Annotated in this window: 17 protein-coding genes and 1 pseudogene; 9 read left to right on the top strand and 9 right to left on the bottom strand. The window is 40.9% G+C overall.

The features are described 5' to 3' along the window. Positions 1–145: 145 nt before the first annotated feature. Entirely contained in the window at positions 146–1,735 is a 1,590-nt protein-coding gene (locus tag ACX27_RS11670; RefSeq protein WP_062292333.1) for a B12-binding domain-containing radical SAM protein, read from the top strand. A gap of 90 nt (positions 1,736–1,825) precedes the next feature. On the opposite strand, the gene ACX27_RS11675 is transcribed toward ACX27_RS11670, so the two are convergent. Continuing rightward, positions 1,826–2,503 carry a LuxR C-terminal-related transcriptional regulator gene (locus ACX27_RS11675; protein ID WP_062292335.1) on the bottom strand — a complete coding sequence of 226 codons (678 nt, stop codon included), beginning with the start codon at positions 2,501–2,503 and terminating at the stop codon, positions 1,826–1,828. Between the two features lie 95 nt (positions 2,504–2,598). Here ACX27_RS11675 and ACX27_RS11680 point away from each other — a divergent pair, with 95 nt between their 5' ends. Beyond that, a complete protein-coding gene (locus tag ACX27_RS11680) occupies positions 2,599–3,447 on the top strand; it encodes a sulfurtransferase (protein ID WP_062292339.1) in 849 nt (282 codons plus the stop codon). Between the two features lie 71 nt (positions 3,448–3,518). Further along, complete coding sequence (locus tag ACX27_RS11685; RefSeq protein ID WP_062292341.1) at positions 3,519–4,202, top strand: methyltransferase family protein; 684 nt, start codon at positions 3,519–3,521, stop codon at positions 4,200–4,202. A gap of 54 nt (positions 4,203–4,256) precedes the next feature. Here ACX27_RS11685 and ACX27_RS11690 read toward each other — a convergent pair whose 3' ends face one another. The 3 genes and pseudogenes from ACX27_RS11690 to ACX27_RS11700 form a co-directional block, all read right to left on the bottom strand. Next, a complete protein-coding gene (locus tag ACX27_RS11690; RefSeq protein ID WP_062292343.1) occupies positions 4,257–6,383 on the bottom strand; it encodes a serine/threonine-protein kinase in 2,127 nt (708 codons plus the stop codon). 114 nt (positions 6,384–6,497) lie between these two features. Then, positions 6,498–8,185, bottom strand: a pseudogene (locus ACX27_RS11695) (protein kinase domain-containing protein). A 56-nt stretch (positions 8,186–8,241) separates the two neighbouring features. Further along, on the bottom strand, positions 8,242–8,847 hold the full coding sequence (locus tag ACX27_RS11700) for a hypothetical protein (protein WP_062292347.1): 606 nt from the start codon (positions 8,845–8,847) through the stop codon (positions 8,242–8,244). Between the two features lie 83 nt (positions 8,848–8,930). Between ACX27_RS11700 and ACX27_RS11705 the strand changes: the two genes are divergently transcribed. After that, positions 8,931–10,508: a phenylacetate--CoA ligase family protein gene (locus ACX27_RS11705; RefSeq protein ID WP_062292349.1), complete on the top strand. Its 1,578-nt coding sequence runs from the start codon at positions 8,931–8,933 to the stop codon at positions 10,506–10,508. 138 nt (positions 10,509–10,646) lie between these two features. Next, a complete protein-coding gene (locus ACX27_RS11710; protein ID WP_062292352.1) occupies positions 10,647–11,285 on the top strand; it encodes a TetR/AcrR family transcriptional regulator in 639 nt (212 codons plus the stop codon). Here the strand turns inward: ACX27_RS11710 and ACX27_RS11715 are convergent. Both ACX27_RS11715 and ACX27_RS11720 read right to left on the bottom strand, forming a co-directional pair. Next, positions 11,282–11,719 carry a hypothetical protein gene (locus tag ACX27_RS11715; RefSeq protein WP_062292355.1) on the bottom strand — a complete coding sequence of 146 codons (438 nt, stop codon included), beginning with the start codon at positions 11,717–11,719 and terminating at the stop codon, positions 11,282–11,284. The genes ACX27_RS11710 and ACX27_RS11715 overlap by 4 nt on opposite strands. Before the next feature lie 13 nt (positions 11,720–11,732). Continuing rightward, complete coding sequence (locus ACX27_RS11720) at positions 11,733–12,698, bottom strand: hypothetical protein (RefSeq protein ID WP_062292357.1); 966 nt, start codon at positions 12,696–12,698, stop codon at positions 11,733–11,735. A 427-nt stretch (positions 12,699–13,125) separates the two neighbouring features. On the opposite strand from ACX27_RS11720, the gene ACX27_RS11725 reads away from it, so the two are divergent. The 4 genes from ACX27_RS11725 (at position 13,126) to ACX27_RS11740 (ending at position 17,042) form a co-directional block, all read left to right on the top strand. Further along, positions 13,126–13,440, top strand: coding sequence for a DUF6825 family protein (locus tag ACX27_RS11725; protein WP_062292359.1), 315 nt, complete (start codon positions 13,126–13,128; stop codon positions 13,438–13,440). A gap of 154 nt (positions 13,441–13,594) precedes the next feature. After that, entirely contained in the window at positions 13,595–15,280 is a 1,686-nt protein-coding gene (locus tag ACX27_RS11730) for an ABC1 kinase family protein (protein WP_062298295.1), read from the top strand. A gap of 18 nt (positions 15,281–15,298) precedes the next feature. Beyond that, positions 15,299–16,027: a Stp1/IreP family PP2C-type Ser/Thr phosphatase gene (locus ACX27_RS11735; protein WP_062292362.1), complete on the top strand. Its 729-nt coding sequence runs from the start codon at positions 15,299–15,301 to the stop codon at positions 16,025–16,027. 817 nt (positions 16,028–16,844) lie between these two features. After that, positions 16,845–17,042 carry an NblA/ycf18 family protein gene (locus ACX27_RS11740; protein ID WP_015113604.1) on the top strand — a complete coding sequence of 66 codons (198 nt, stop codon included), beginning with the start codon at positions 16,845–16,847 and terminating at the stop codon, positions 17,040–17,042. Positions 17,043–17,447: 405 nt separating this feature from the next. On the opposite strand, the gene ACX27_RS11745 is transcribed toward ACX27_RS11740, so the two are convergent. From ACX27_RS11745 to ACX27_RS11755, 3 genes are all read right to left on the bottom strand, one after another. Beyond that, on the bottom strand, positions 17,448–19,016 hold the full coding sequence (locus ACX27_RS11745; protein ID WP_062292366.1) for a serine/threonine-protein kinase: 1,569 nt from the start codon (positions 19,014–19,016) through the stop codon (positions 17,448–17,450). Positions 19,017–19,581: 565 nt separating this feature from the next. Next, positions 19,582–20,013, bottom strand: a complete 432-nt coding sequence (locus tag ACX27_RS11750) for a hypothetical protein (protein WP_062292369.1) — start codon at positions 20,011–20,013, stop codon at positions 19,582–19,584. Positions 20,014–20,120: 107 nt separating this feature from the next. Then, a complete protein-coding gene (locus tag ACX27_RS11755; protein ID WP_062292372.1) occupies positions 20,121–21,281 on the bottom strand; it encodes an anhydro-N-acetylmuramic acid kinase in 1,161 nt (386 codons plus the stop codon). Between the last annotated feature and the right edge of the window lie 124 nt (positions 21,282–21,405).

Below are 21,405 nucleotides of genomic sequence, written 5' to 3' on the forward strand. Positions count from 1 at the left end.
TATTATTTTTATCATGCCTATATGCCCAACCTGTAATGCAGATATTAGAGGTTAATTTGTTTGGAGCAACATATCAGTTCCCAAACTGATGATGTTGGCTATTGATGGGAGTCCGAGATAGCAGAAGTTTTGCAAACAGGATTTTATGAAAGCATTATTACTCTACCCTCAGTTTCCCCAGTCTTTTTGGTCTTATGATCGCTTCATGGAAATCGCCGGACTTAAAGCCGTTTTACCACCACTAGGAATTATCACAGTTGCAGCACTACTACCCAAAGAATGGGAAATTAGATTTTGCGATCGCAACGTCAATCTGGAAACAGAAGCTGATTGGGAGTGGTGCAATATTGTCATCTTGTCGGCCATGCTAGTGCAGAAACCAGATTTTCATGCCCTGATTCAAAAAGCAGTGCGCTTAGGTAAAAAAGTAGCAGTCGGTGGCCCTTACCCAACATCTATTCCACAAGATGCTTTGAACGCTGGAGCGCATTATTTAATTTTGGATGAGGGGGAATTAACTGTTCCTCAGTTTTTAGCAGCTCTCAATCAAGGTCAAGAACAAGGAATATTTCGCTCCCTCGAAAAACCTGATGTTAGCCAAAGCCCGATGCCCCGTTTTGACTTGCTAAAGCGGGACGCTTACTTAATGATGGCTATCCAGTTTTCTCGCGGTTGCCCCTTTAACTGCGAGTTTTGCGATATTATTACACTCTACGGTCGCAAACCACGCACAAAAGAGCCTCAGCAAACCATCGCTGAGTTACAAGCTCTGTATGATTTAGGCTGGCGAGGGTCACTATTTATTGTTGACGATAACTTTATTGGCAATCAACGAAACGTCAAACGTTTTTTGCGAGAGTTGATTCCTTGGATGAAACAGCACTCCTATCCCTTCACATTCATCACTGAAGCTTCTGTGAATTTAGCCGAAGATGAAGAACTGTTGCAATTAATGAATGAAGCAGGTTTTTATGCGGTCTTTCTCGGTATAGAAACTCCTGACCAAGAAAGTTTGCAATTAACACAAAAAGTGCAGAATACTCGTAGTCCTCTTGTGCAAGCCTGTCAGAAGATTAATCAAGCAGGAATACTCATCTATGCAGGGTTTATTCTCGGTTTCGATGGAGAACGTCCAGGCGCAGGAGAACAAATTCAAGCTTTTGTCGAACAAACTAATATTCCTCAACCAATGCTGGGCATTCTTCAAGCTTTGCCCAATACTGCTTTATGGAATCGTCTGCAAAAAGAGCAGCGTTTGTTAGAGAATCAGGGTATTGGTGCAACTGAAGTAGGAGACCAGAATACCTTAATGAATTTCATCCCCACACGCTCCATTGATGAAATTGCGAGAGAATATGTAGAAGGCTTATGGAATTTATATGAACCCAGAAACTATCTGAGACGCTGTTTTCAGCAATGTCTGAGTCTTGGTTCCCTCGCAGGGCGAAAACAAACTATGCAATTGTCTCCAGGAAAGGCATTGCGGCTTGTTGTTCAGTTAATCTGGCTTCAAGGCTTACGTCAACCAGAAATTCGTGTGCAGTTCTGGCAACAACTCTGGGCAATTCTGCTGACAAAACCGCAAGTTCTGAATATGTATTTAGGACTATGCGCTGCGGGAGAACATTTTTGGGAGTACCGCGTTTTAGCTAGACAACGAATTACTCAACAATTAGGCTACGACCCACTCACAGTTTCTGCGTTACCTCAGCAAGAACCAGTACTAGTCAAGTAAGGTGCATGACGCTGATGCGTATATTACCCTTATTTACTATTTCTTAATTCATCTAAAAAAATACCAAAATTTATATTTCTATGATGAGGATTACAATTGCTGTTTCGGCAATTGCTGGGACTGTGTAGCTGTAGAAAGCTTCGCCAACATTTGCGTGCGAGATGAAACTTCTAGCTTGCGGAACATTCTTTTTAAAGCTTGTTTAACAGAGTTTTGGGTAATCCACAGTTCACGACTTATTTCTGCATTGCTACACCCTTGCGCCACTAGGGTAGCAATTTCTACTTCTCTAGGAGTTAAATTTGCTGTTTGTAAAGAAGGATATAGGGATTTTGTCACTGTTACCCAAGTAGAAATATGCAGACAAATCGCACTCAAATCTGTGAGATTTTGCGAATCGAATGCAGGTATGTCTTGCTGACGGGTAAAACCTAATGCACCTACTAATTTACCATTGCTGACAATTGGCCCAGCCATAACATGATAGTGATCAGGACGGGGACAAATCATTTTCCATGTTTTTGGTTCGACTACTAAGGCTTCGTGAACTGGGGCGTGGCGTTCTAGTAAGTAGTGTGCGACTGGGTTGTATTTGGGTGATAAGGCAATTAGTATTGTTTTGTCAATCAGATGAGTTTCCTCAAAGAAAAATAGCCCACTGCGGGTAGCAGCAAAATACTGACTGATATCTGTGGATATGTGCGATCGCAATGTTTGTTCATCTTCAGCTTGAGCAATTACCCGAAATATATCTTGTAATGCAACCATAGGCAAATTGTACACTTTTGAGGTCTAGTAGCAATACTGCCACCAAATTTATCTTAGAGCAAAGTACTGAGTGTAAATTTTGGGATACATTAACTATGACTACAAATTCTGATTACGCTTACCCATCAGTTATCGTTGATACCCAATGGTTAGCAGATCATCTCCATGATCCGAATGTTCGCATTGTTGAAGTAGATACAAGTCCAGAGCTTTATCAAAATGCTCACATACCGGGTTCTGTATTTTGGAATATTTTTACAGACCTACTATTACCAGATTTCAAAATTAATTTAGATGCGATCGCTTTTGCTAAACTCATGGCACGCTCTGGTATCACCAATGATACAACAGTCGTTGCTTATGGCAATTATCCCGGCATCGGCGGCTGGATTTTTTGGTTATTAAAAGTCTTTGGTCATGATAATGTCCGAGTTCTCAATGGTGGCTATCAAAAATGGAAGTCTGAAAATCATCCACTTGCAACTGAGTTATCTAAATTTCCCACCACTGATTATCAACCCCAAGCGCCTGATCATAGTTTGAGAGTATTACATCCTGAAGTTGAAACTGCAATTCATCAACAGGAACGCATTTTGTTAGATGTCCGCACAATTCAAGAATACAACGGCGAGTGGTTTTTTAACCAGCCACCCAAAGCTAATGAACGCACTGGACATATCCCCGGCGCAGTTCATCTTGAGCATATTCTGACACTGAATGAGGACGGTACTTTTAAATCATTTGCTGAGTTAAAAAATCTGTATACCAGCCAAGGTATTACACCTGATAAAGAAATTTTCCCCTATTGTGCGATCGGTGGACGTTCTGGATACACTTGGTTTGTCTTAAAGTATTTACTAGGCTATCCAAATGTTCGCAATTACGATGGCTCTTGGAATGAATGGAGTCGTTTAATAGACTCATCAGCACATGGCAAATGCTGACAGTGACTGGGCTTGACAAATTTGGATACAATAAAATAATCCTTTGGTGAAAAACAACGAGGGAAAAGAGTATGTTCATTTTTAAGGTTCTGCTTGCTCTTTTCTGGAATCTTTTGATTTTTGGGGGACTATTATTTATTCCAGCAGGAACACTTTTTTGGTGGCGTGCGTGGATATTTCTTGGTGTTGTTTCTGTTAGCGTGATTGCAGTGATGATCACTGTGTTCCGAGAGAATGAAGAATTATGGAATGAACGCCTCAAGCCATTTATCCAGGAAGGTCAACCTATTGCTGACAAAATTCTTACTAGCCTTTTCGTCATTACATTCTTCTGTCTAATTGCTATTATTCCCCTAGACTTGTTCCAATTTCACTTATTGAGCAAACCGGGTAAACTAATTTCAAGCTTAGGACTGTTGGTTTTTATTGTGGGTTGGTGGATTATTTCTCTTTCTTTCAAGGAAAATACTTTTGCTGCGCCAGTAGTCAAGCATCAGACAGATCGTCAACAAATAGTAATAGACACCGGAGTTTATAGCTTGGTGAGACATCCTATGTATGCAGGTGCAATTTTATTGATGATTGGGATGCCTTTGTGGTTAGAATCATACACAGCAGTTTTGTACTCGATATTACCTATAGTACTGTTAATTGTACGCATTCAAGTTGAAGAAAAATTCTTACGCCAGGAATTAAAAGGTTACGATGTTTATATCGAAAGAGTTCGATACAAGCTTTTACCATATCTTTGGTAAAAGTAATTAATGAAAATTCCATCGTGGACTGATTAAGTAGAGCGGCGTAAATATTTACTGCTCTGTTCCCACAGGCGTAGGTGTTTCTGTAGGGGTTTCTATCGGTGTAGGCGTTTCTGTTGGTGTGTCTGTGGGTGTGGGTGTGGGTGTTTCTACAGGGATGGGGCTTTCCGCAGCGATGGTGAGTTGATAATCTACTGGGGTTGTAGCTGTAGAAACAATTACAAACTCGTAGTATCCTTTTTCTGGTAGCTCTGTAGTTAAAGTGCGTTTTGTCGAGTCTTCTAAGAGTTTGAGTTTGCCGGAAGGGGAATAAATTGATAACAAAACTTTGGAATTTGCTTTGAGGTTTAAATCTAAGGTTTGCCCTTTGGCTAGTCCAGCAATGAAGACTTTACCACTCCCTGGTTTGAGAGTTCCACTGACTGTTTCACTCGTTGCGCCTGTATCAAAGACAATCTTGGCAAAAGCATTGCCATTGACGATAGCATTTAGTTGATCGTTCACAAACCCATGCCAAACTTGCCCGATGGGTTCCTTCATAAAATCTCGGCCACGCTGTTCGGGAAAGATACGGTAAAAAGCTGCATCACCTAAATCATATAAGGCGCGGCTACCAACGTTAATGTTATTTACGGCTGCTTTCCAGCGATCGCGATCGGCTGCGGTATAATTCCCTAGTTTCCGTCGGGATTGGTCACTGATAAAGCCTAGTTTACCTAACAATTCGTCAGCTGTGCTATCCCACTTCGCCCGCAGACTTTCATCTTCTGGTTTATTGCTGAGGGTGCGTCCTTGCAAACTTGGATTTCTCCGCCAAAAGATTTGATTTACCAAGTCTACATAAAAGCTTTGATCAATTCCCAAGGCTTGACGGCGATCGCTTAATTTTTCTTTGCGTTGCTTTTCTTCGGGGGAATAATTTTCCGAAGCATCCACAGGTTGAGTCACAGTCGGGGTGGGTGTGGGTTCAACTTTTCCACCGTCACCACGATGGCGATTCGTGCCTAACCAAACTACCCCAATCACACCCACTACAGCTAATGTGGCCACAAAAGTTTTCGTCGGTGTCCAACGGCTTTGCGGTTGGGGAATAGGTGCAGGAGATGGTGAAATCGGACGGGGTGGTATGGAGTTGATATGAGGAGAAGGGGAGACAGCGACAGTTGCAGAGGTTTCGGGTGCTGGTGGTGTTGGTGGTTGAGTGACGGCGTAGTTAATTGGTGTCGGGTTCAGGGCTTGCAGAACTTGACTAGCAGATTGATAGCGATCGCTTGGTCGGGGTGCTAACATTTTGTCTAACACCTGACCTAACATCGGACTCAGACTAACTTCTTGATGCCATTTCCAAGTTAGGGTGTAGTTATCTAATAATTCTTGCGGTTGTTTACCTGTTAATAATACTAATATTGTGACTGCTAAAGCATATAAGTCACTGTGGGGAGATACTGCACCAGTTTGCATTTGTTCGGATGGTGCAAAACCGATTTTTCCTAATAAAGTCGGTGGTGGAGTTTGACCTGCTGCATCTGGTTGGTAATATTGAGAAGCTACGGTGGCGACTACTTGTTTTACACCACCAAAATCAATTAAGATTGGTAGTTGGTCGGCGGTGCGTAAAATTAAATTATCTGGGGAAATATCTCGATGAATTACACCCAGAGAATGAATGTAATCTAAAACTGGTAAAATTTGCTGTAATAGTTGTCTGACTTCTACTTCTGTAAACCGTAACCCTTGCTGTTTGCGGGTATTTAATAAAGAGTTGTAAGTTTGTCCTTCTACATAATCTTGGACTAAAAACAGGTATTCCTTACCTTGCAGATTAGTGCGAAACAGTTCCCGAAAGCGGGGAATTTGGGGGTGTTGCAATTTGTAGAGAACACTAGCTTCGCGCTGAAACAGTTCTTCGGCTTTTTGCAGCACATAAGCTGTTTGCACTTGGGGAGAAAATTCTTTTAAAACACAAAGTTCACGGAAGCGGTTGATATCTTCCGCTAAATAAGTGCGTCCAAAACCGCCTTGTCCGATTTGGCGAACAATGACATAGCGATCGCTTAAAGTTAACCCAGGTTGGATACCATAACTTACAGGTATATCTTGCAAATTTTCACCACACTGGAGACAAAACCGACTACCTGCGGGATTTACATGACCTTTAGAGCAATAAAATTTAGTCATTGGTCAATAGTCAATAGTGGTGAATGCGGAGTCATATATTCTTTCCCTACACCCTTACACCCCTGTACCCTTAAACCCCTGCTTCCTCTCACACTCATCACCCTGACACCTTAACTAATTGTTCGATTGTATTTTACTAACTTTATCAGCCGCGATCGCATACCAAATTTGACCGTAAGTTTGTTGCTGCTGTTTCTCCCGTTGCTTTCCCGGAAATAACTCTTCAAATTTTTGATTGGTTTCTCTATTTAATTGATTGATTGTATAGTCACCTAATTTTCCACTTCTAGCTTGCTGTCTCCATCTTTCGTAATCTTGTTGACTGTAACTACCTAATTTCCGGCGGGCGGCGGGGCTGAGTTCAGCCTGTTCTAGTTTATCCAACAAGTCATCAGCAATCCTCAACCATTCATCCCGCAAAGCCTTATCTTCTGATTTTGAGGTGATGGTACGCCCTTGCATTTCCGGCTTTTGACCATAAAACAACGAGTCTACCATACGAATAAAGAAGACTTCGGAAATTTCTAATTCTTGACGACGCGCCATCACATCCCCGTTTCCTTTGTTGCTGACTGGTTGCGCCAGGGGATTTGGTAATGATGGTATGGTGGGCAAGGAAATTGAAGGTATGCTGATAGATGTAATGCCTCGTACTACTGCATTTACCGCCGCCCAAGTTCCCGCTACTGTTAACCCGACTATGGCTGTCCCCGCCATACTTACAGCAAAGGGACGTAACCATACAGGTAAAGGTAATTTGCGGCTGACAGCTTGAGTTCTTTGATGAATTTTACTGACAATGGCGTTAGCGCGTTTTTTGTCCGGGGGCGACGATTTGAGTTTTCAGCTTGGTAAGATAAGGATTGCTGGGTTGGGTGACAGCTGGCGATGGTAAATCTTTGAGGACTTGTTCGGCTGTTTGATAGCGATCGCTTGGTTTATAAGCCAGCATTTTTTTTCAATACAGATTCTAATTTGGGGCTAACTTTAATTTCCTTACCCCAATACCACAAACCTTGATAGCTGTCGTATAATTTTTGCGGTTCCTTCCCTGTTAATAATACGAGTATTGTCACCGCTAAAGAATATAAATCACTGCTTAAAAATACTTTGCCTTGGCGAATTTGTTCTTCTGGGGCGTAGCCTTTTTTACCTAATAAAGTATGATTCACGGCTAACTTAGTAAACCAAAAACCTTGAGAAGCGGGTAACTGCTTCACCCCACCAAAATCAATCAATACAGGTAAATGGTCAGAACGTCGCCAAATTAAATTATCGGGTGAAATATCCCGGTGAACAACATCTTTAGAGTGGATGTAGGACAACACAGGTAAGATTTGTTGCAGTAGGAGAATGACTTCTTCTTCAGTAAAAGTTTGTCCTTGGGCTTGACGCTGTTCTAATAACTGGCAATAATTTTCACCCTGGATATAATCTTGCACCAAAAAGAAAAAATCTTTACTGCCGATCTGCACCTGTAAAGAAGTATGAAACCGGGGAATTTGCGGGTGCTGGAGTTGCTTGAGAACATTGGCTTCTCTTTCAAATAACTCCTTGGCTTTTTGTAAATCTTGCTGTGCTTGGACTTGGGGTGCAAATTCCTTCAGCACACACGTTTGATTCGCTTTTTGTTTATCCTCTGCCAAATAAGTACGTCCAAAACCGCCCTGCCCTAGCTGACGTATAATTTGATAGCGTTGATTAACAATCTGCCCAACCGCAAGAGGTAACGGCTCACCACAAGAGGTACAAAACCGATTACTTTCAAAATTTGCGTGTTGTTTACTGCAATAAACCTGCATGGTGCTGAAGGATAAGGTAGGGTTTTTATAAATTACTACAACTGGGATAGTTCTGTTTACGGACAACTCACCATATACACCAATCTTCTTAAAATAGGCTCTATTGGTGGTAGGGGATATTCAGTCAAATCAATAGTAATTGTACTGTCTTGCAACCGCAGAAAACGCCAAACTGTGCCAGTAGTAACAGTTCCATAAATCGTATTAATGGTATTGTTTGCTGCTTGATTAAACTTCCATGCTGCTACCATCTCTGCAACACATTGTCCTAAACCGCCTTTTAAGTCTTCTTTTTTGGCTTCCACCACCACGGCTACAGGAGCTTTGACAAACAATTGCTCTGGCGACAAGCTGAGAATAAAATCACATACACCTGTTAAACCAGCTTCTGCATCAACATTAAAATCTTCGCCAGAAAATAAACTAATCTGATTTTGTAAAGCTTCTTTGACTGCTAACAACAATGGACAGATAATTAATTCAGACCGAGCCTTTTCCGTATTCAGCGCGATCGCTAACTGGAGGTGACGCTGCAAAAACTCCAACAAATACGGGGGAGCAGTCACATCAGTTTCCATCAGTGGTAAAAATGAACCACCTTCGACCAAAGTCAGGTTGAAATCTTGAATAACTCTGGGCAAACTAAACTGGCTGTAAGACATATTATTGAGCCAACTGAACACTCCGCTTTACTGTGCGTTTAAAATCAAATCTAGCTTGATATTCAACGACTGGATATAGATTTATGAACGCTAATTTCCAACAACAGCGAGCTACAAAGGCATTTACGGACTTTATCTCGACTCCTATAGAAACCCTACTACAGAGACATCACAACACTGCTGGTTCACAAACAGTCTTAACATTTTTTCGGGATGTGGCGGCGAATGTACCAGCATACCAGGCGTTTTTAGCCGAAAAAGGCATTAATCCAGCGACTATTCAAACTTTAGAAGATTTTCAGCAATTACCTGCGATCGCTAAAGAAAATTATATACAACGTTATCCTCTGTCAGACTTGTGTCGCAATGGTCAATTAGCAGAGTGCGATATGATAGCCGCTTCCTCTGGTTCTACAGGTAAACCGACATTTTGGCCGCGCTTCTTCACCGATGAACTGCAAATTGCTGTCCGTTTTGAGCAGATTTTTCATGATAGTTTTTTTGCAGACACTAGACGCACCCTAGCTGTAATTTGTTTCACCCTGGGAACTTGGGTAGGAGGAATGTTCACTACCAGTTGTTGTCGTTATTTGGCGAGTAAAGGTTATCCCATAACCGTTATTACTCCCGGTAACAATAAAGAAGATATCTTGCGCGTCGTTCAAGAACTAGGGGGAAACTTTGAACAAGTTGTTCTTTTGGGTTATCCACCATTCCTCAAGGATGTTATTGATACTGGTTTAAGTCGTGGTGTGCAGTGGTCACAATATCACATCAAACTAGTGATGGCGGGAGAAGTATTCAGCGAAGAATGGCGCAGTTTAGTTGCTGACAGACTAGGTTCCCAAAACCCTTGTTATGATTTCGCCTCACTTTACGGAACTGCGGATGCTGGAGTATTGGGAAATGAAACGCCGTTGAGTATTTGCATTCGCCGTTTCTTAGCGAAAAACCCCGACGCTGCTAGAGCATTATTTGGCGAATCTCGTCTACCCACATTAGTACAATATGACCCCAGCAGTCGCTTTTTCGAGGTGCAGAACAACTCATTATTATTTTCTGGCGATAATGGCGTTCCTCTAGTACGTTACGACATCCTCGACACTGGCGGAGTTATTACCTACGATGCAATGCTTGAGTTTTTAGCAGAGTGGAACTTCAACCCACTAGAAGCACTCAGCACTCACACTTCGGCTGCGCTCAGTGTACAACACTCAGCACTCAAAACTCAGCACTCAGCACTCAGCACTCAGCACTTATCAAGAGGAATACATCCCCTACCTTTCGTCTACGTTTTTGGACGCTCTAACTTTACAGTGTCTTATTTTGGTGCCAATATCTATCCCGAAAATGTATCTGTCGGTTTAGAACAACCAGCTGTACAAGGGTGGGTAACAGGTAAATTTGTCTTGCAAGTCCAAGAAGATGCAGACAAGAACCGATTTTTATCTGTAGTTGTAGAACTCGCACCCGATGTTGAAGAAAGTGAAGAAAAACGCCAAGTTATTACTGAGTCAATTTTGGTGCAACTCTTACGCCTGAACGGTGAGTTTGCTAATTACGTCCCCCCAGAATATCAAACACCACAGGTAACTTTAACCGCAACAGGCGATCGCGAATATTTCCCCATCGGTGTTAAGCATCGTTACACACGTAGATAGGCATTTCGTAAAACTTTATTAATCTCAGTAGTATCAGTCTGTTATAACTTTGCAAATGTTTGCTAAATATTGTAGTAAGTTGCTTAATAAAACCTTTTTCAACCTTAAATATAATGCAAGTAAGTACTTGCAAGCAAAATGACTAAAAACATTCGTTCATCCACCCTCACTCGTACACGTTTAATTGCAGCAGCCTCACAGGTATTTGCCAGTTTAGGCGTGCAAGGCGCAACTACCCGCGAAATAGCTCGCGTTGCTGGCGTAAATGAAGTCACTTTATTTCGTCACTTTGCCAGCAAAGAACAACTCCTCAAAGCAGTTATTGAAAATGCTTTAGCACTCCAGTTAGAAGCTTTAGCTCACCCCGAAACCTGGACACAAAATCTCAGTATTGATTTGAGACACTATGCCAAACTTTATAACTCAATGTTAGAAGCGCAAGAAGATTTAATTCGTACTTTCATTGGGGAAGCTAAACGTCATCCCGAAGCAGCTAAACAAGTTATTCAAGAAGCTGTTCAACCTTTAAGCGAAAAACTCATTGCTTATCTCAAATCTTGCCAGCAAAATGGTACAGTCAGACCGGAACTTGACCCCACACCCGCAGTTGATATGTTTACCGGAATGCTACTAGCAGGTATGCTCTGTCATAATGCTAAACTCAAATACAAGAGTTATACCAGTGATGAATATATTGATACTTGTGTAGATATTTTTGTCCGGGGTATTAGTTTAAGTCCTGTACCAGTTATCAGTGGGGGTAAGATAAATTGCTAAAGCAAAATCCTTCCAGATAATAGCCTACGCACAAAGCCAAATAAACCAATTGCCACATTAATCTGCGTTTGAGTTTTACTGGCTTCATCTATATTCGCTAAAATTTTCTGCATTTCGGCAAAATTATCAGAATTGACTTCAATCACAATTTTATTTATAATGGCGGCTCTCACACTATCAATAGTATATTTACACTCTTGAATTGCTGGTCTTAAGGTATTCACCAAATCCCAATTACTTTTATCTTTAGCTTGCTTTAATTCAAATTGCAGCATGAGTAAAATATCTTCTAATTCATCTTCTGTAGACTGTAATTTTGATAAGTCAATGCTATCTTTAGGTTCTGTTTGTAACTGTTGAATAATTGTAGCTAAACTCTCTATTGCTTTGTTGCCAACTACAGCTATAATGTTATTCACAGGCTGATTATTCATAGTGTTTACCTTGTTAAATTTGGCATTTAAGTTGAGATTTATCAGGCTGAGATTGTCCGTTGACAACATCTATGAAGAAACTACTCAGAGTTTTATCCGATTTTATTTCTTGCTCAACAATATTGATTCTGGCTCTGAGTGAACTGTAATTATTATCAGTAATATCTGTAGTTAAATTTAAGATTTGGGTAATTCTCGCTGCCACCACATCAAAGCTAAGATGGGGATATTCATCAATAAGTTTGGATAGTCTTTGTCCTTTATCTGCTGCTACTATAAATTTAGCGATCGCTGTTTCTATCAGTTCCTTTTCTTCAATATCCAAACTGCGCCACTGATTAACTAACACACCAACTTGCTTTTCAATTGCTTCCTTCTCTGCGTCTGATATATCCGCTTGTCTATATGCTTGACGCAGCTTAATTAACTCGGCTCCAATATCTGCTCGTTCAGGATTTTTGGGCTTTGGCGGATTTTCTTGCAAAAGTTTCGCTAAACGGAGCATTTTCACAGTTAAACACCTTGCTGGTCGAGCCGTTTGTGCTACTATCTTGCTACTACCATAATCAATTGCTTCCAGATTGCTAAATATCTCGACAACTTGATCATATTCTGCCTGTAAATTGTTTAAAGTTGCATCAAGCTCTGTTGGCTGCTTTTTTTCTCCTAAAATAATTAAATCTAACTCTTGAAAATTGATACTACCACCATTACTATCATCTTCCAGAATAGGATTATTTAATAATTCCTCAATCATTTTCTCTGGATCATCCCTGGTGGAATCTCTAAGTTGTAGTTGATTAATCTCTCTATATAAATTAATCGCATCAAAAGCTTGATTACGAAAATTTTCTGCCGTAACTCTGAGCATAGCTCTTCTTTCTGGTGTACAGCTGCTAAGAGTAAAACTAATAGCAACAAAAATTAAAGTCAACTTACCAAGTGTATTTTTGGGTAAACAGCAAAACTTGATGGACATAATTTTGTAAAAGAAATATGCCAATCTTGATAAAATACTATTATTTGATATCTGCTACTATAATCTTTTAAATGCTGTAATTTTTAAAACTTAAACAAAAATTCAGCATTTTATTTTTCATTTAAGCAGAAAAAATATTTAAAATCCTAACTAAACTAAGAAATGTAAATATATATTTAGCTGTGAAAATAAAAAATTCACCAATCCAAAAAAAAACACCATCAAAATTAAATTAAACTGATTTTTTTAGATTTTCTTAATTTGATGTTTTATGAGTGACTAATAAATATATAGTTATATGACTATAATAAAAAATTGTAAAGGGTGTAACTTTAAACCTGTAAAATTAACTCCAAACTCTCAGATAGAAGCGGTAAAGCATACGAGCAAGTTATAATTCTCTTGCGGACGAGCGTAACAAAAATTTATGAGTAACCCCCTTTTACAAGCCTTTTTTGTAGGCAGAGCAGTAGCAGAAGTGATTAACGAGCGCCTAGAGGTTGCCTTGACTGATGCGCTCAGTGAACTAGGTAAATTTGATGCCGAAGCCAGAGAGCAACTGCGTCAGTTTACAGAAGAAGTCACAGTCAGAGCAAATCGGGCGGCAGAGGCGGCTAATGTTGGTCAAACCACAACAGTAGGAGAAGACCCAGTTGATTTGCAAGCCAACATTGACGAACTACGCGCCGAAATTGCCCTATTGCGTAATGAACTACAGCGATATCGCAGCAGTTCTGTTTAGTTAATGGTCAAGAGTTAATAGTCAAGAGTCAAAATGACGACTGACAAATGACCAATGACGAATGACAAATGACTCTTTAATCAAACACAGTTTAGGAATCAGAGTGTCTTATCTTCCAGTTGATTCAGTGACAAACCAACGGTACGCAAAAGATATGGAACAAAGTTATTCAGACAAAGCATACCGTTGGAATCGTGAAAACTACTCTAGTAAACGCCGTTTTGTGGACATTTGGTCTTTTGTGTTGACCTTTATGTTCAAAGTTTGGCGTTATAACAAATCTTGGAGTTATCCAGGTGGTGTAACAGAAGCCAAACAAGCAGCAAGGCGCAAAGCCCAAGCAATTTGGGTGAGAAATACATTACTAGATTTAGGGCCGACTTTTATTAAAGTTGGGCAATTGTTTTCAACTCGTGCTGATATTTTTCCGAGTGAATATGTTGAAGAGTTGTCAAAACTGCAAGATAAAGTCCCGGCATTTAGCTATGAGCAAGTAGAAACGATTATTGAGCAAGAATTAGGGAAGAAAATTCCGGAACTTTTTCAAAGTTTTGAACCGATTCCACTAGCGGCTGCGAGTTTAGGACAAGTACACAAAGCTGTGCTGCACAGTGGGGAAGCTGTTGTCGTTAAAGTACAGCGTCCTGGATTAAAAAAGTTATTTGAAATCGATTTACAGATTCTTAAAGGAATTGCTCGTTACTTCCAAAACCATCCTAAATGGGGGAAGGGACGAGATTGGATGGGGATTTATGAAGAATGTTGCCGCATTCTTTGGGAAGAAATTGATTATCTTGGGGAAGGCCGTAACGCTGATACATTTCGTCGCAACTTTCGTGGTTATGATTGGGTGAAAGTGCCTAGAGTTTATTGGCGTTACGCTTCACCGCGAGTTTTGACCTTAGAATATTTACCTGGCATTAAAATTAGTCAATATGAAGCTTTAGAAGCGGCGGGTTTAGACCGGAAATTAATTGCGCGTCAAGGCGCTCAAGCTTATTTACATCAACTGCTGAATAATGGCTTTTTCCATGCTGACCCCCATCCAGGTAACATTGCTGTCGGTGCAGATGGTGGTTTAATCTTCTACGACTTTGGAATGATGGGGCGCATTAAGTCCAATGTCCGAGAAGGACTGATGGAAACCCTGTTTGGCATTGCCCAAAAAGATGGCGATCGCGTAGTAGAATCACTAGTTAACTTAGGAGCGATCGCACCAGTCGATGATATGGGGCCAGTCCGGCGTTCTGTCCAGTATATGCTGGACAATTTTATGGATAAGCCGTTTGAAACACAATCAGTTGCAGCAATTAGTGATGATCTATACGAAATAGCTTATAATCAGCCATTTAGATTTCCTGCAACGTTTACTTTTGTGATGCGAGCTTTTTCCACTCTAGAGGGGGTAGGTAAGGGCTTAGATCCAGAATTTAACTTTATGGAAGTTGCCCAACCTTATGCAATGCAGCTTATGACAAACATGAATGGCGCTGACAGCAATAGCTTTTTAAATGAACTAAGTCGTCAAGCAGTACAGGTAAGTACAACCGCATTTGGTCTACCCCGCAGACTAGAAGATACCCTGGAAAAATTAGAGCGGGGCGATATGCGGGTGCGGGTGCGTTCTATCGAATCAGAACGCCTATTACGGCGACAGGGAAGTATTCAACTCGGAATTAGCTACGCTTTGATAATCAGTGGATTTACTCTGTCAGCTACCATTTTATTGGTGAATCATTATGTATGGTTAGCGGTAGTAGCTGGCTTGATTGCAGCAGCCGTCTCAGTAATTCTGATCCGTTTGCTTCTTCGCCTCGACCGTTATGAACGTATGTATTAAATATTGCCTTAAAAAATTATGAAATTAAAATTCACGGGTTTTAGTGATCCGGGACTTATTCGTTCTAGTAACCAAGATGCTTATTATATCGATCCTGAAGGGCGATTTTTTATCGTCGCTGATGGGATGGGTGGTCATGCAGGCGGTGAAGAAGCAAGTCATATTGCTACAAGGGAAATTCAAGCCTATTTAGTAGCCAATTGGGATGGGGCTGAATCAGATGACGAAATCCTCGAAAAAGCTTTATGGCAAGCCAATGAAGCCATCTTACAAGATCAGCAAAATCATCCAGAACGCGCTGATATGGGTACTACTGTAGTTGTAGTACTTTTCCGTCAATCACACATTCCTTTGTGCGCTCACGTTGGCGACTCTCGATTGTATCGCCTGCGTGATTCACAACTAGAGCAAATCACTGAAGACCATACTTGGGTAGCCAGAGCGATTAAAATTGGTGACATCACGCCGGAAGAAGCCAGAATGCACCCTTTTCGCCATGTGCTGTCCCGGTGTTTGGGTCGAGAAGACCTGAATCAATTTGATGTGCAACCACTGGACGTGAAAAGGAGCGATCGCTTGCTATTATGTAGTGATGGTCTTACCGAAGAGCTGGCAGACCAACAGATTGCTGATTATCTGCACAAAACCCCAATACTGGAAAAAGCCTCTATCTCCCTCATAGAAGCTGCCAAAGAACAAGGGGGACATGATAACATCACAGTCGTGATCGTAGAAATACAAGACTGAACACAAAAATCATCAATTGTCAATGGTCAAAATTACTTTTGACTAAAAGTTTTTCATGTTTTCCGCCCGCCAGTAGCCCTGCTGGTAAAGTTTACTGTGGTTAATGGCAGTTTCTTCATTCCTATGCACTGCCTGACCATACAGCCCACCTCCACAAGCCCAGAATGTAGAACTTACACAGTGATATGAAAAATCAAGGGTGTAGGGATGTTGTATCCGAACCCTTACCCCTATACCCTTTCACTCAATCTTGACAGACAATGTTTGTGCGTAAATCCTGAAATGAACTGACTCAAATTTTTGCCAAACGTTATTTTTAGTAGATATACTCAGCAATTTGTTCAGCCTGAGCATTTTTATTTTTTACAACTTGATAAAAATACTCTTAACTTCCAAAATTTAGCAGTTGGAGGTAGAGTTTATATAATTTGTTGAATTGACATCTTGCACCTAATACGGTATGGCGAATATAATTCAGGTTTAATACCTTGTATTTGCCTTTGCGCTCATTAGTTTCTCCCTCCCAGAGAAGCTTAACTCGGCAAGGCTCAAAATCAGGTATTTAGATTCACTATTTGTGAAATTTCCCGGAATTTGCCTCGATATACTTGAGTTGTATACCAGTAGGTTTAGGCAAAGACGGTTAAGGGCACAAAAAAATTAATCCCAAGGGGTGTGGGCAAATAGTCAAACAATTGTTATCTTTCTTAATACGTAGGAACAAATGTAGAACTACTGCTAGTCCCAAAACTATCCTTTGTAGGATTTCTGTCCCTAAATCTCACCTTTACGCGTTGTTTTTCGGAGTTTACTAACTATGAACCAGCCAATTGAATTATCTTTGGAACAACAATTCAGCATTCGTTCATTTGCTACTCAGGTACAGCACATGAGCCATGACCAAGCAAAAGATTTTTTGGTCAAGCTCTATGAGCAAATGGTTGTGCGCGAGGCTACCTACCAAGAGTTACTTAAGCACCAGTGGGGCTTAGATTCAGGTTCCACTCTGGCATAGACTTATTTTTGTGTCGCAGTGGGCGACCTCCTTCTCTTGCTCGGTTCCAAGAAGGAAAGGAGCTGGGGATGCTGGGGCGTCAACTTTAAATCAGCGATTGTAAATTGATTGTTTTAACCCAAAACTATGACCAGCCAAATAAAAGGCTGCACATATTTGTTAAGAGTAAACTGTATTGTAAGGGGATAAATTAGCAACTTTAGGTAGCCCAGGTGATTAACTCAAGGCTATTTAAGCAAACTAATTTAGGTGCTGTATTGGATACATAGCACGATTTGCGTAGATCCAATTAAATTTAGTTGACCACTCGCCATCGCTAATCATTATATTTGCTATAACGTAAGGCTTACAACCAAATATAGTTTTTTCGTCACAAAAGTTTACATTTTGCAATCTACAACATTACTAACAGGAAAGATCAAAGGGAATGTCTGTAGCCGTTGCTTCTAATTTAGATAAAATTTGGGGTTTAATTCTTTCGTATTCATTTTTTAGTACATTTTTACTAAGTTGCGGATCAACAGATGAAGCTGATATTTGACTTTCTTCAGCCCATTGTTCAAGATTTTTGCGTTGAGCCGTAGCGATACTACAAAGTAAGATGTGAGAACAGCGACTTGGTGCTTCTCTGGCAAAGAATAACAATCGATAATAACCAGTTTTTGCGAGTAATCTAGTTATTTCTTGGCCAAAACTAGTTTTGAGATCAAGATAGTAAGGCAGCCACTTTACACCATGTTGACGATTGTAAATAACAGTAATCCACAGTGTCATCGGATGTGGTGCAGGCAGAAAGAGAAATTGATTATAACGATTACAGGCAAACCTTTTGATAATTTCCTGCTGTGGTAGCATCACCCAAAGAGTTGGTAAAACTTCGTTATTCACACGAATTGTTTTGGGGAAGACAATATCAGCAATTGGCTTGTTTTCTGGCCAAGCAGTAGAACGGAGGATTTCATCATGGGAAGATAATACCTGTACATCAGCTTTTGTCTTAGGCTGAACTTCTACAGGAATTGTTAAGCTACGAGTCGCTACAGCTTTCGGTGCGGGTTTATCTGGTTGAATGATGGGCGAGCGATAATTCTGTTCGATGGATTCTAACACCTGCAAAATTTCGCTGACCTTTTGGGGGCGATCGCTTGGTGATTTAGCCAAACAACTCATGACTAAATTTTCTACTTGTTTGGGTATTTCCAACCCAGGATTAACTTCAGCAAAAGAACGTGGTTCTAGCAAATGATGGGTTTTGTACCATGCACCAAAGGAATGAGTTGCTGCTACTAACGGCATTTTGCCAGTTAGCATCTCAAACATCATCACACCTAAACTGTAAATATCCGACCGATTATCTAATTCTTTACCCTCCATCTGTTCGGGGGAAGAATAAGCCAGAGTTCCCAAATAAAATTTTGTTTGGTCATTGCTATTGGCTTGGAGTAACTTAGCAATGCCAAAATCAAGAATTTTGATTAACTCCCCAAAGCTGGAGTCTTGAATTACGAGTATATTACTGGGTTTAATATCGCGGTGAATAATTGGGTAAATAGCACCATCAACGGGAATCCCGTCATGAGCGCACTGTAACCCCAGTCCGATTTGACGCACCATACTCAAGAATCTGGGTAAAGCTAAATGATGCTGACGAATAATTTGACTGAGGCTATGTCCTTGAAGATATTCCATCACGTAAAAGGGCGTATTATTTTCATCTACGCCATAGTCCATGACTCGCACAATATGAATGCTTTTTTGTCCTAGCAAAGCACAGGTTTTTGCTTCTCGCTCAAAGCGTTCTTGTAACCGCATCTTTTCATTTTGAATCGAGAGGGCGAGAAACTTGACTGCAACTGGTACACCTCCCAACAAAATATCTTTAGCACGATAAACTCGACCCATTGCTCCAGTACCAATTAATTCCTGAAGCTGGTAGCGTTTGCCGAGTAAGCGTCCAATGTTGGGGTCTGACATAAAATATTCGACTCCAAAAGCAGATTGATGTTAAGTGTGTAGGAAAACAAGTATTTTCAAACTGGGATTTTTGATTAATATAGAAAGAGTTTCTAGACTGATCAATAAAGTTCAGAAGCAGTTTTTAGTTCTCTGGAGCGAGAACTTCTACTTTTGGCCTGCGGTTTGTCAGCTAGTAGTTTTTTCAACTGATGGAAGATGCCAATTCAAATCTACGGAATGGTAGATTCATCCTGAAGTTTGCTCACATTCCGCACGCTAATGTTGATGTATTTCTAGTCTGCCCAAATCTGACTAAATAATTATCTATAGTTTCTATTGATTTACAATCGCTGAAATATGAAAAAGTGCTGAGTGCTGAGGAGAAATTATGTAATTTTGATGTCAGAATTAATACATAAAATACGGAAATTCAAACTACAGAGACGCAGAGAAGCCAGTGCGTTGGGCGGATTCCCCGACTCCCTCACTGGCGCGTCACAGAGAAATGAGAGTTTGAAAGGTTTTATGTCAGTGCTGTTATTAGTATCTCTACAACTTAGCACTCAGTACTTTCATCTCAGCACTATTTCAGAGGTTGCCGTTCTAAACTGGCTTCCATTGTACTCGTGAGGGAATGGCCGGACATGACACCACAACTTAAATAGTAAGCATCATCTGACAGACGATACACTGTTTCAAAGCCGCTACGACGTTGACGATCACTCAGTACCCAATAGCGTTGCACAATTGTATCCAGACCAATCCAACCTTCGCCTTCGATCTGCCCGAACAAATTATGTTGAAGTAAAAAAGTATACTGGCGTTCACCTTCATGCAACCGCCCTTTGTATACTAAGGAAATTTCTGAGCGATCGCTACCAGGAAAAATCAGCTTGGTTGCCATTGTAAACCAGTTATCTCGATTCCAAGCAACCAGGGTCATACCCTTAACGCTGATTGGCATTCCATTGTGTTCTAGCCAATTGCCTTGTAATGACCAGCGTCCTGGTTCCATTAAAAAAAGTATGACCCACCTTCTCAGTTCCTTGTCTTAATCAAGTACCCTTACGACTTAAAGATATATTTGAAACCTAAAAATGTCAGGTGCTAAGTCCGCAAAACTTATTTTTCGGCTGGATGAATTTCTCCCAGCAGGACTTCATGGGGTGCGCCTGTGGCGGATGGCAGGTTTCCGGGTATATCTAGCTGTCGCCAGTAGGCTAAAACTGCAAAAGCTATCGCTTCTTTAAAGTCTCCACTCAAACCGACTTCATCGGTAGTTAAAACAGGGATTGTCTTTAATAATGACTGCAAACGTTCTTTTAAATACAGGTTTCGACTACCACCACCACATAAAAATACCCGTTGTGGCATTTGTGGCAAAAATGTTTGATAACTATGAACAACAGAAGCTGCTGTCAGTTCGGTAAGGGTGGCGAGAAAGTCCGCTGGACTGAGTTGGTATGGCCCAGCATCTTTTAAACATTGATTTAAGTAATCTACACCAAATAACTCACGTCCTGTAGATTTGGGCGGTGGTAGATGAAAGTAGTCTTGCTGTAACCACTGTTCTACTAAAGATTGGCAAGGACTACCTGTAGCTGCCCATTTACCATCTTCGTCATATTTTTTAGCACCATTAGTTAAATGCTCTACTGCTAAATCTAACAAGCTATTGCCTGGGCCTGTATCCCAACCGCGCATTTTTTCTAACCAGTTATCGCGGCGGGGTGGGATGTAAGCAACATTACCAATACCGCCTAAATTTTGAATGCAGCGTGCTTCTTCTGGATGGCTGAGTAAAAAGGCATCAACTCTGGGTACTAGGGGTGCGCCATGACCACCAATCGCAATATCGGCGACACGGAAATTACTGACGGTGGTAATTCCTGTGAGACTAGCAATCAATTCGCCTCGTCCCAGTTGCAGCGTATAACCTAGGGACTGGGGTTTGCCGATTCCCTGGCTTTGTGGTGGTCTATGATAAACTGTTTGCCCGTGGGAACCGATTAAAATTGCTGGCTGATGAGCTGTTTGAATGTTTTGAGCGGCTTGAGCAAAACTAAAGGCGATCGCATCATCTAATGCTGCTAATTCTGCCATTGAAATGGCTTTACCTGCACAAACAGCTAAAATACTGTCTCGGAGTTCAGCAGGATAAGGATATGTTTGTCCTGCTAATAACTCCACTTTCAGGTCTAAATCTGTACCAGAAATATCTACTAAAGCAGCGTCAATGCCATCTACAGATGTACCACTAATTAAACCGATAATGCGAGTCATAAAAGATAATTAATAGTTTGATTGCTCAATAGTCATCAGTCAATCAATTTTGGATGGACTGTGACCACAAGGGTACAGTTGGGGATGTTAAATAAATCAGACAAGTTACTATATCAGTCTAACG

Origin of the sequence: Nostoc piscinale CENA21 (genome assembly GCF_001298445.1) — a bacterium.
Classification (GTDB): Bacteria; Cyanobacteriota; Cyanobacteriia; order Cyanobacteriales; family Nostocaceae; genus Nostoc_B; species Nostoc_B piscinale_A.

Bases quoted from the DNA above. Each gene is read 5' to 3' on its own strand.
- ACX27_RS11675 (WP_062292335.1), bottom strand. From the start codon at position 2,503: ATGGTTGCATTACAAGATATATTTCGGGTAATTGCTCAAGCTGAAGAT.
- ACX27_RS11720 (WP_062292357.1), bottom strand. From the start codon at position 12,698: ATGTCCATCAAGTTTTGCTGTTTACCCAAAAATACACTTGGTAAGTTG.
- ACX27_RS11700 (WP_062292347.1), bottom strand. From the start codon at position 8,847: ATGTCTTACAGCCAGTTTAGTTTGCCCAGAGTTATTCAAGATTTCAAC.
- ACX27_RS11710 (WP_062292352.1), top strand. From the start codon at position 10,647: ATGACTAAAAACATTCGTTCATCCACCCTCACTCGTACACGTTTAATT.
- ACX27_RS11670 (WP_062292333.1), top strand. From the start codon at position 146: ATGAAAGCATTATTACTCTACCCTCAGTTTCCCCAGTCTTTTTGGTCT.
- ACX27_RS11745 (WP_062292366.1), bottom strand. From the start codon at position 19,016: ATGTCAGACCCCAACATTGGACGCTTACTCGGCAAACGCTACCAGCTT.
- ACX27_RS11730 (WP_062298295.1), top strand. From the start codon at position 13,595: ATGGAACAAAGTTATTCAGACAAAGCATACCGTTGGAATCGTGAAAAC.
- ACX27_RS11705 (WP_062292349.1), top strand. From the start codon at position 8,931: ATGAACGCTAATTTCCAACAACAGCGAGCTACAAAGGCATTTACGGAC.
- ACX27_RS11755 (WP_062292372.1), bottom strand. From the start codon at position 21,281: ATGACTCGCATTATCGGTTTAATTAGTGGTACATCTGTAGATGGCATT.
- ACX27_RS11685 (WP_062292341.1), top strand. From the start codon at position 3,519: ATGTTCATTTTTAAGGTTCTGCTTGCTCTTTTCTGGAATCTTTTGATT.
- ACX27_RS11680 (WP_062292339.1), top strand. From the start codon at position 2,599: ATGACTACAAATTCTGATTACGCTTACCCATCAGTTATCGTTGATACC.
- ACX27_RS11735 (WP_062292362.1), top strand. From the start codon at position 15,299: ATGAAATTAAAATTCACGGGTTTTAGTGATCCGGGACTTATTCGTTCT.
- ACX27_RS11750 (WP_062292369.1), bottom strand. From the start codon at position 20,013: ATGGAACCAGGACGCTGGTCATTACAAGGCAATTGGCTAGAACACAAT.
- ACX27_RS11725 (WP_062292359.1), top strand. From the start codon at position 13,126: ATGAGTAACCCCCTTTTACAAGCCTTTTTTGTAGGCAGAGCAGTAGCA.
- ACX27_RS11740 (WP_015113604.1), top strand. From the start codon at position 16,845: ATGAACCAGCCAATTGAATTATCTTTGGAACAACAATTCAGCATTCGT.
- ACX27_RS11690 (WP_062292343.1), bottom strand. From the start codon at position 6,383: ATGACTAAATTTTATTGCTCTAAAGGTCATGTAAATCCCGCAGGTAGT.
- ACX27_RS11715 (WP_062292355.1), bottom strand. From the start codon at position 11,719: ATGAATAATCAGCCTGTGAATAACATTATAGCTGTAGTTGGCAACAAA.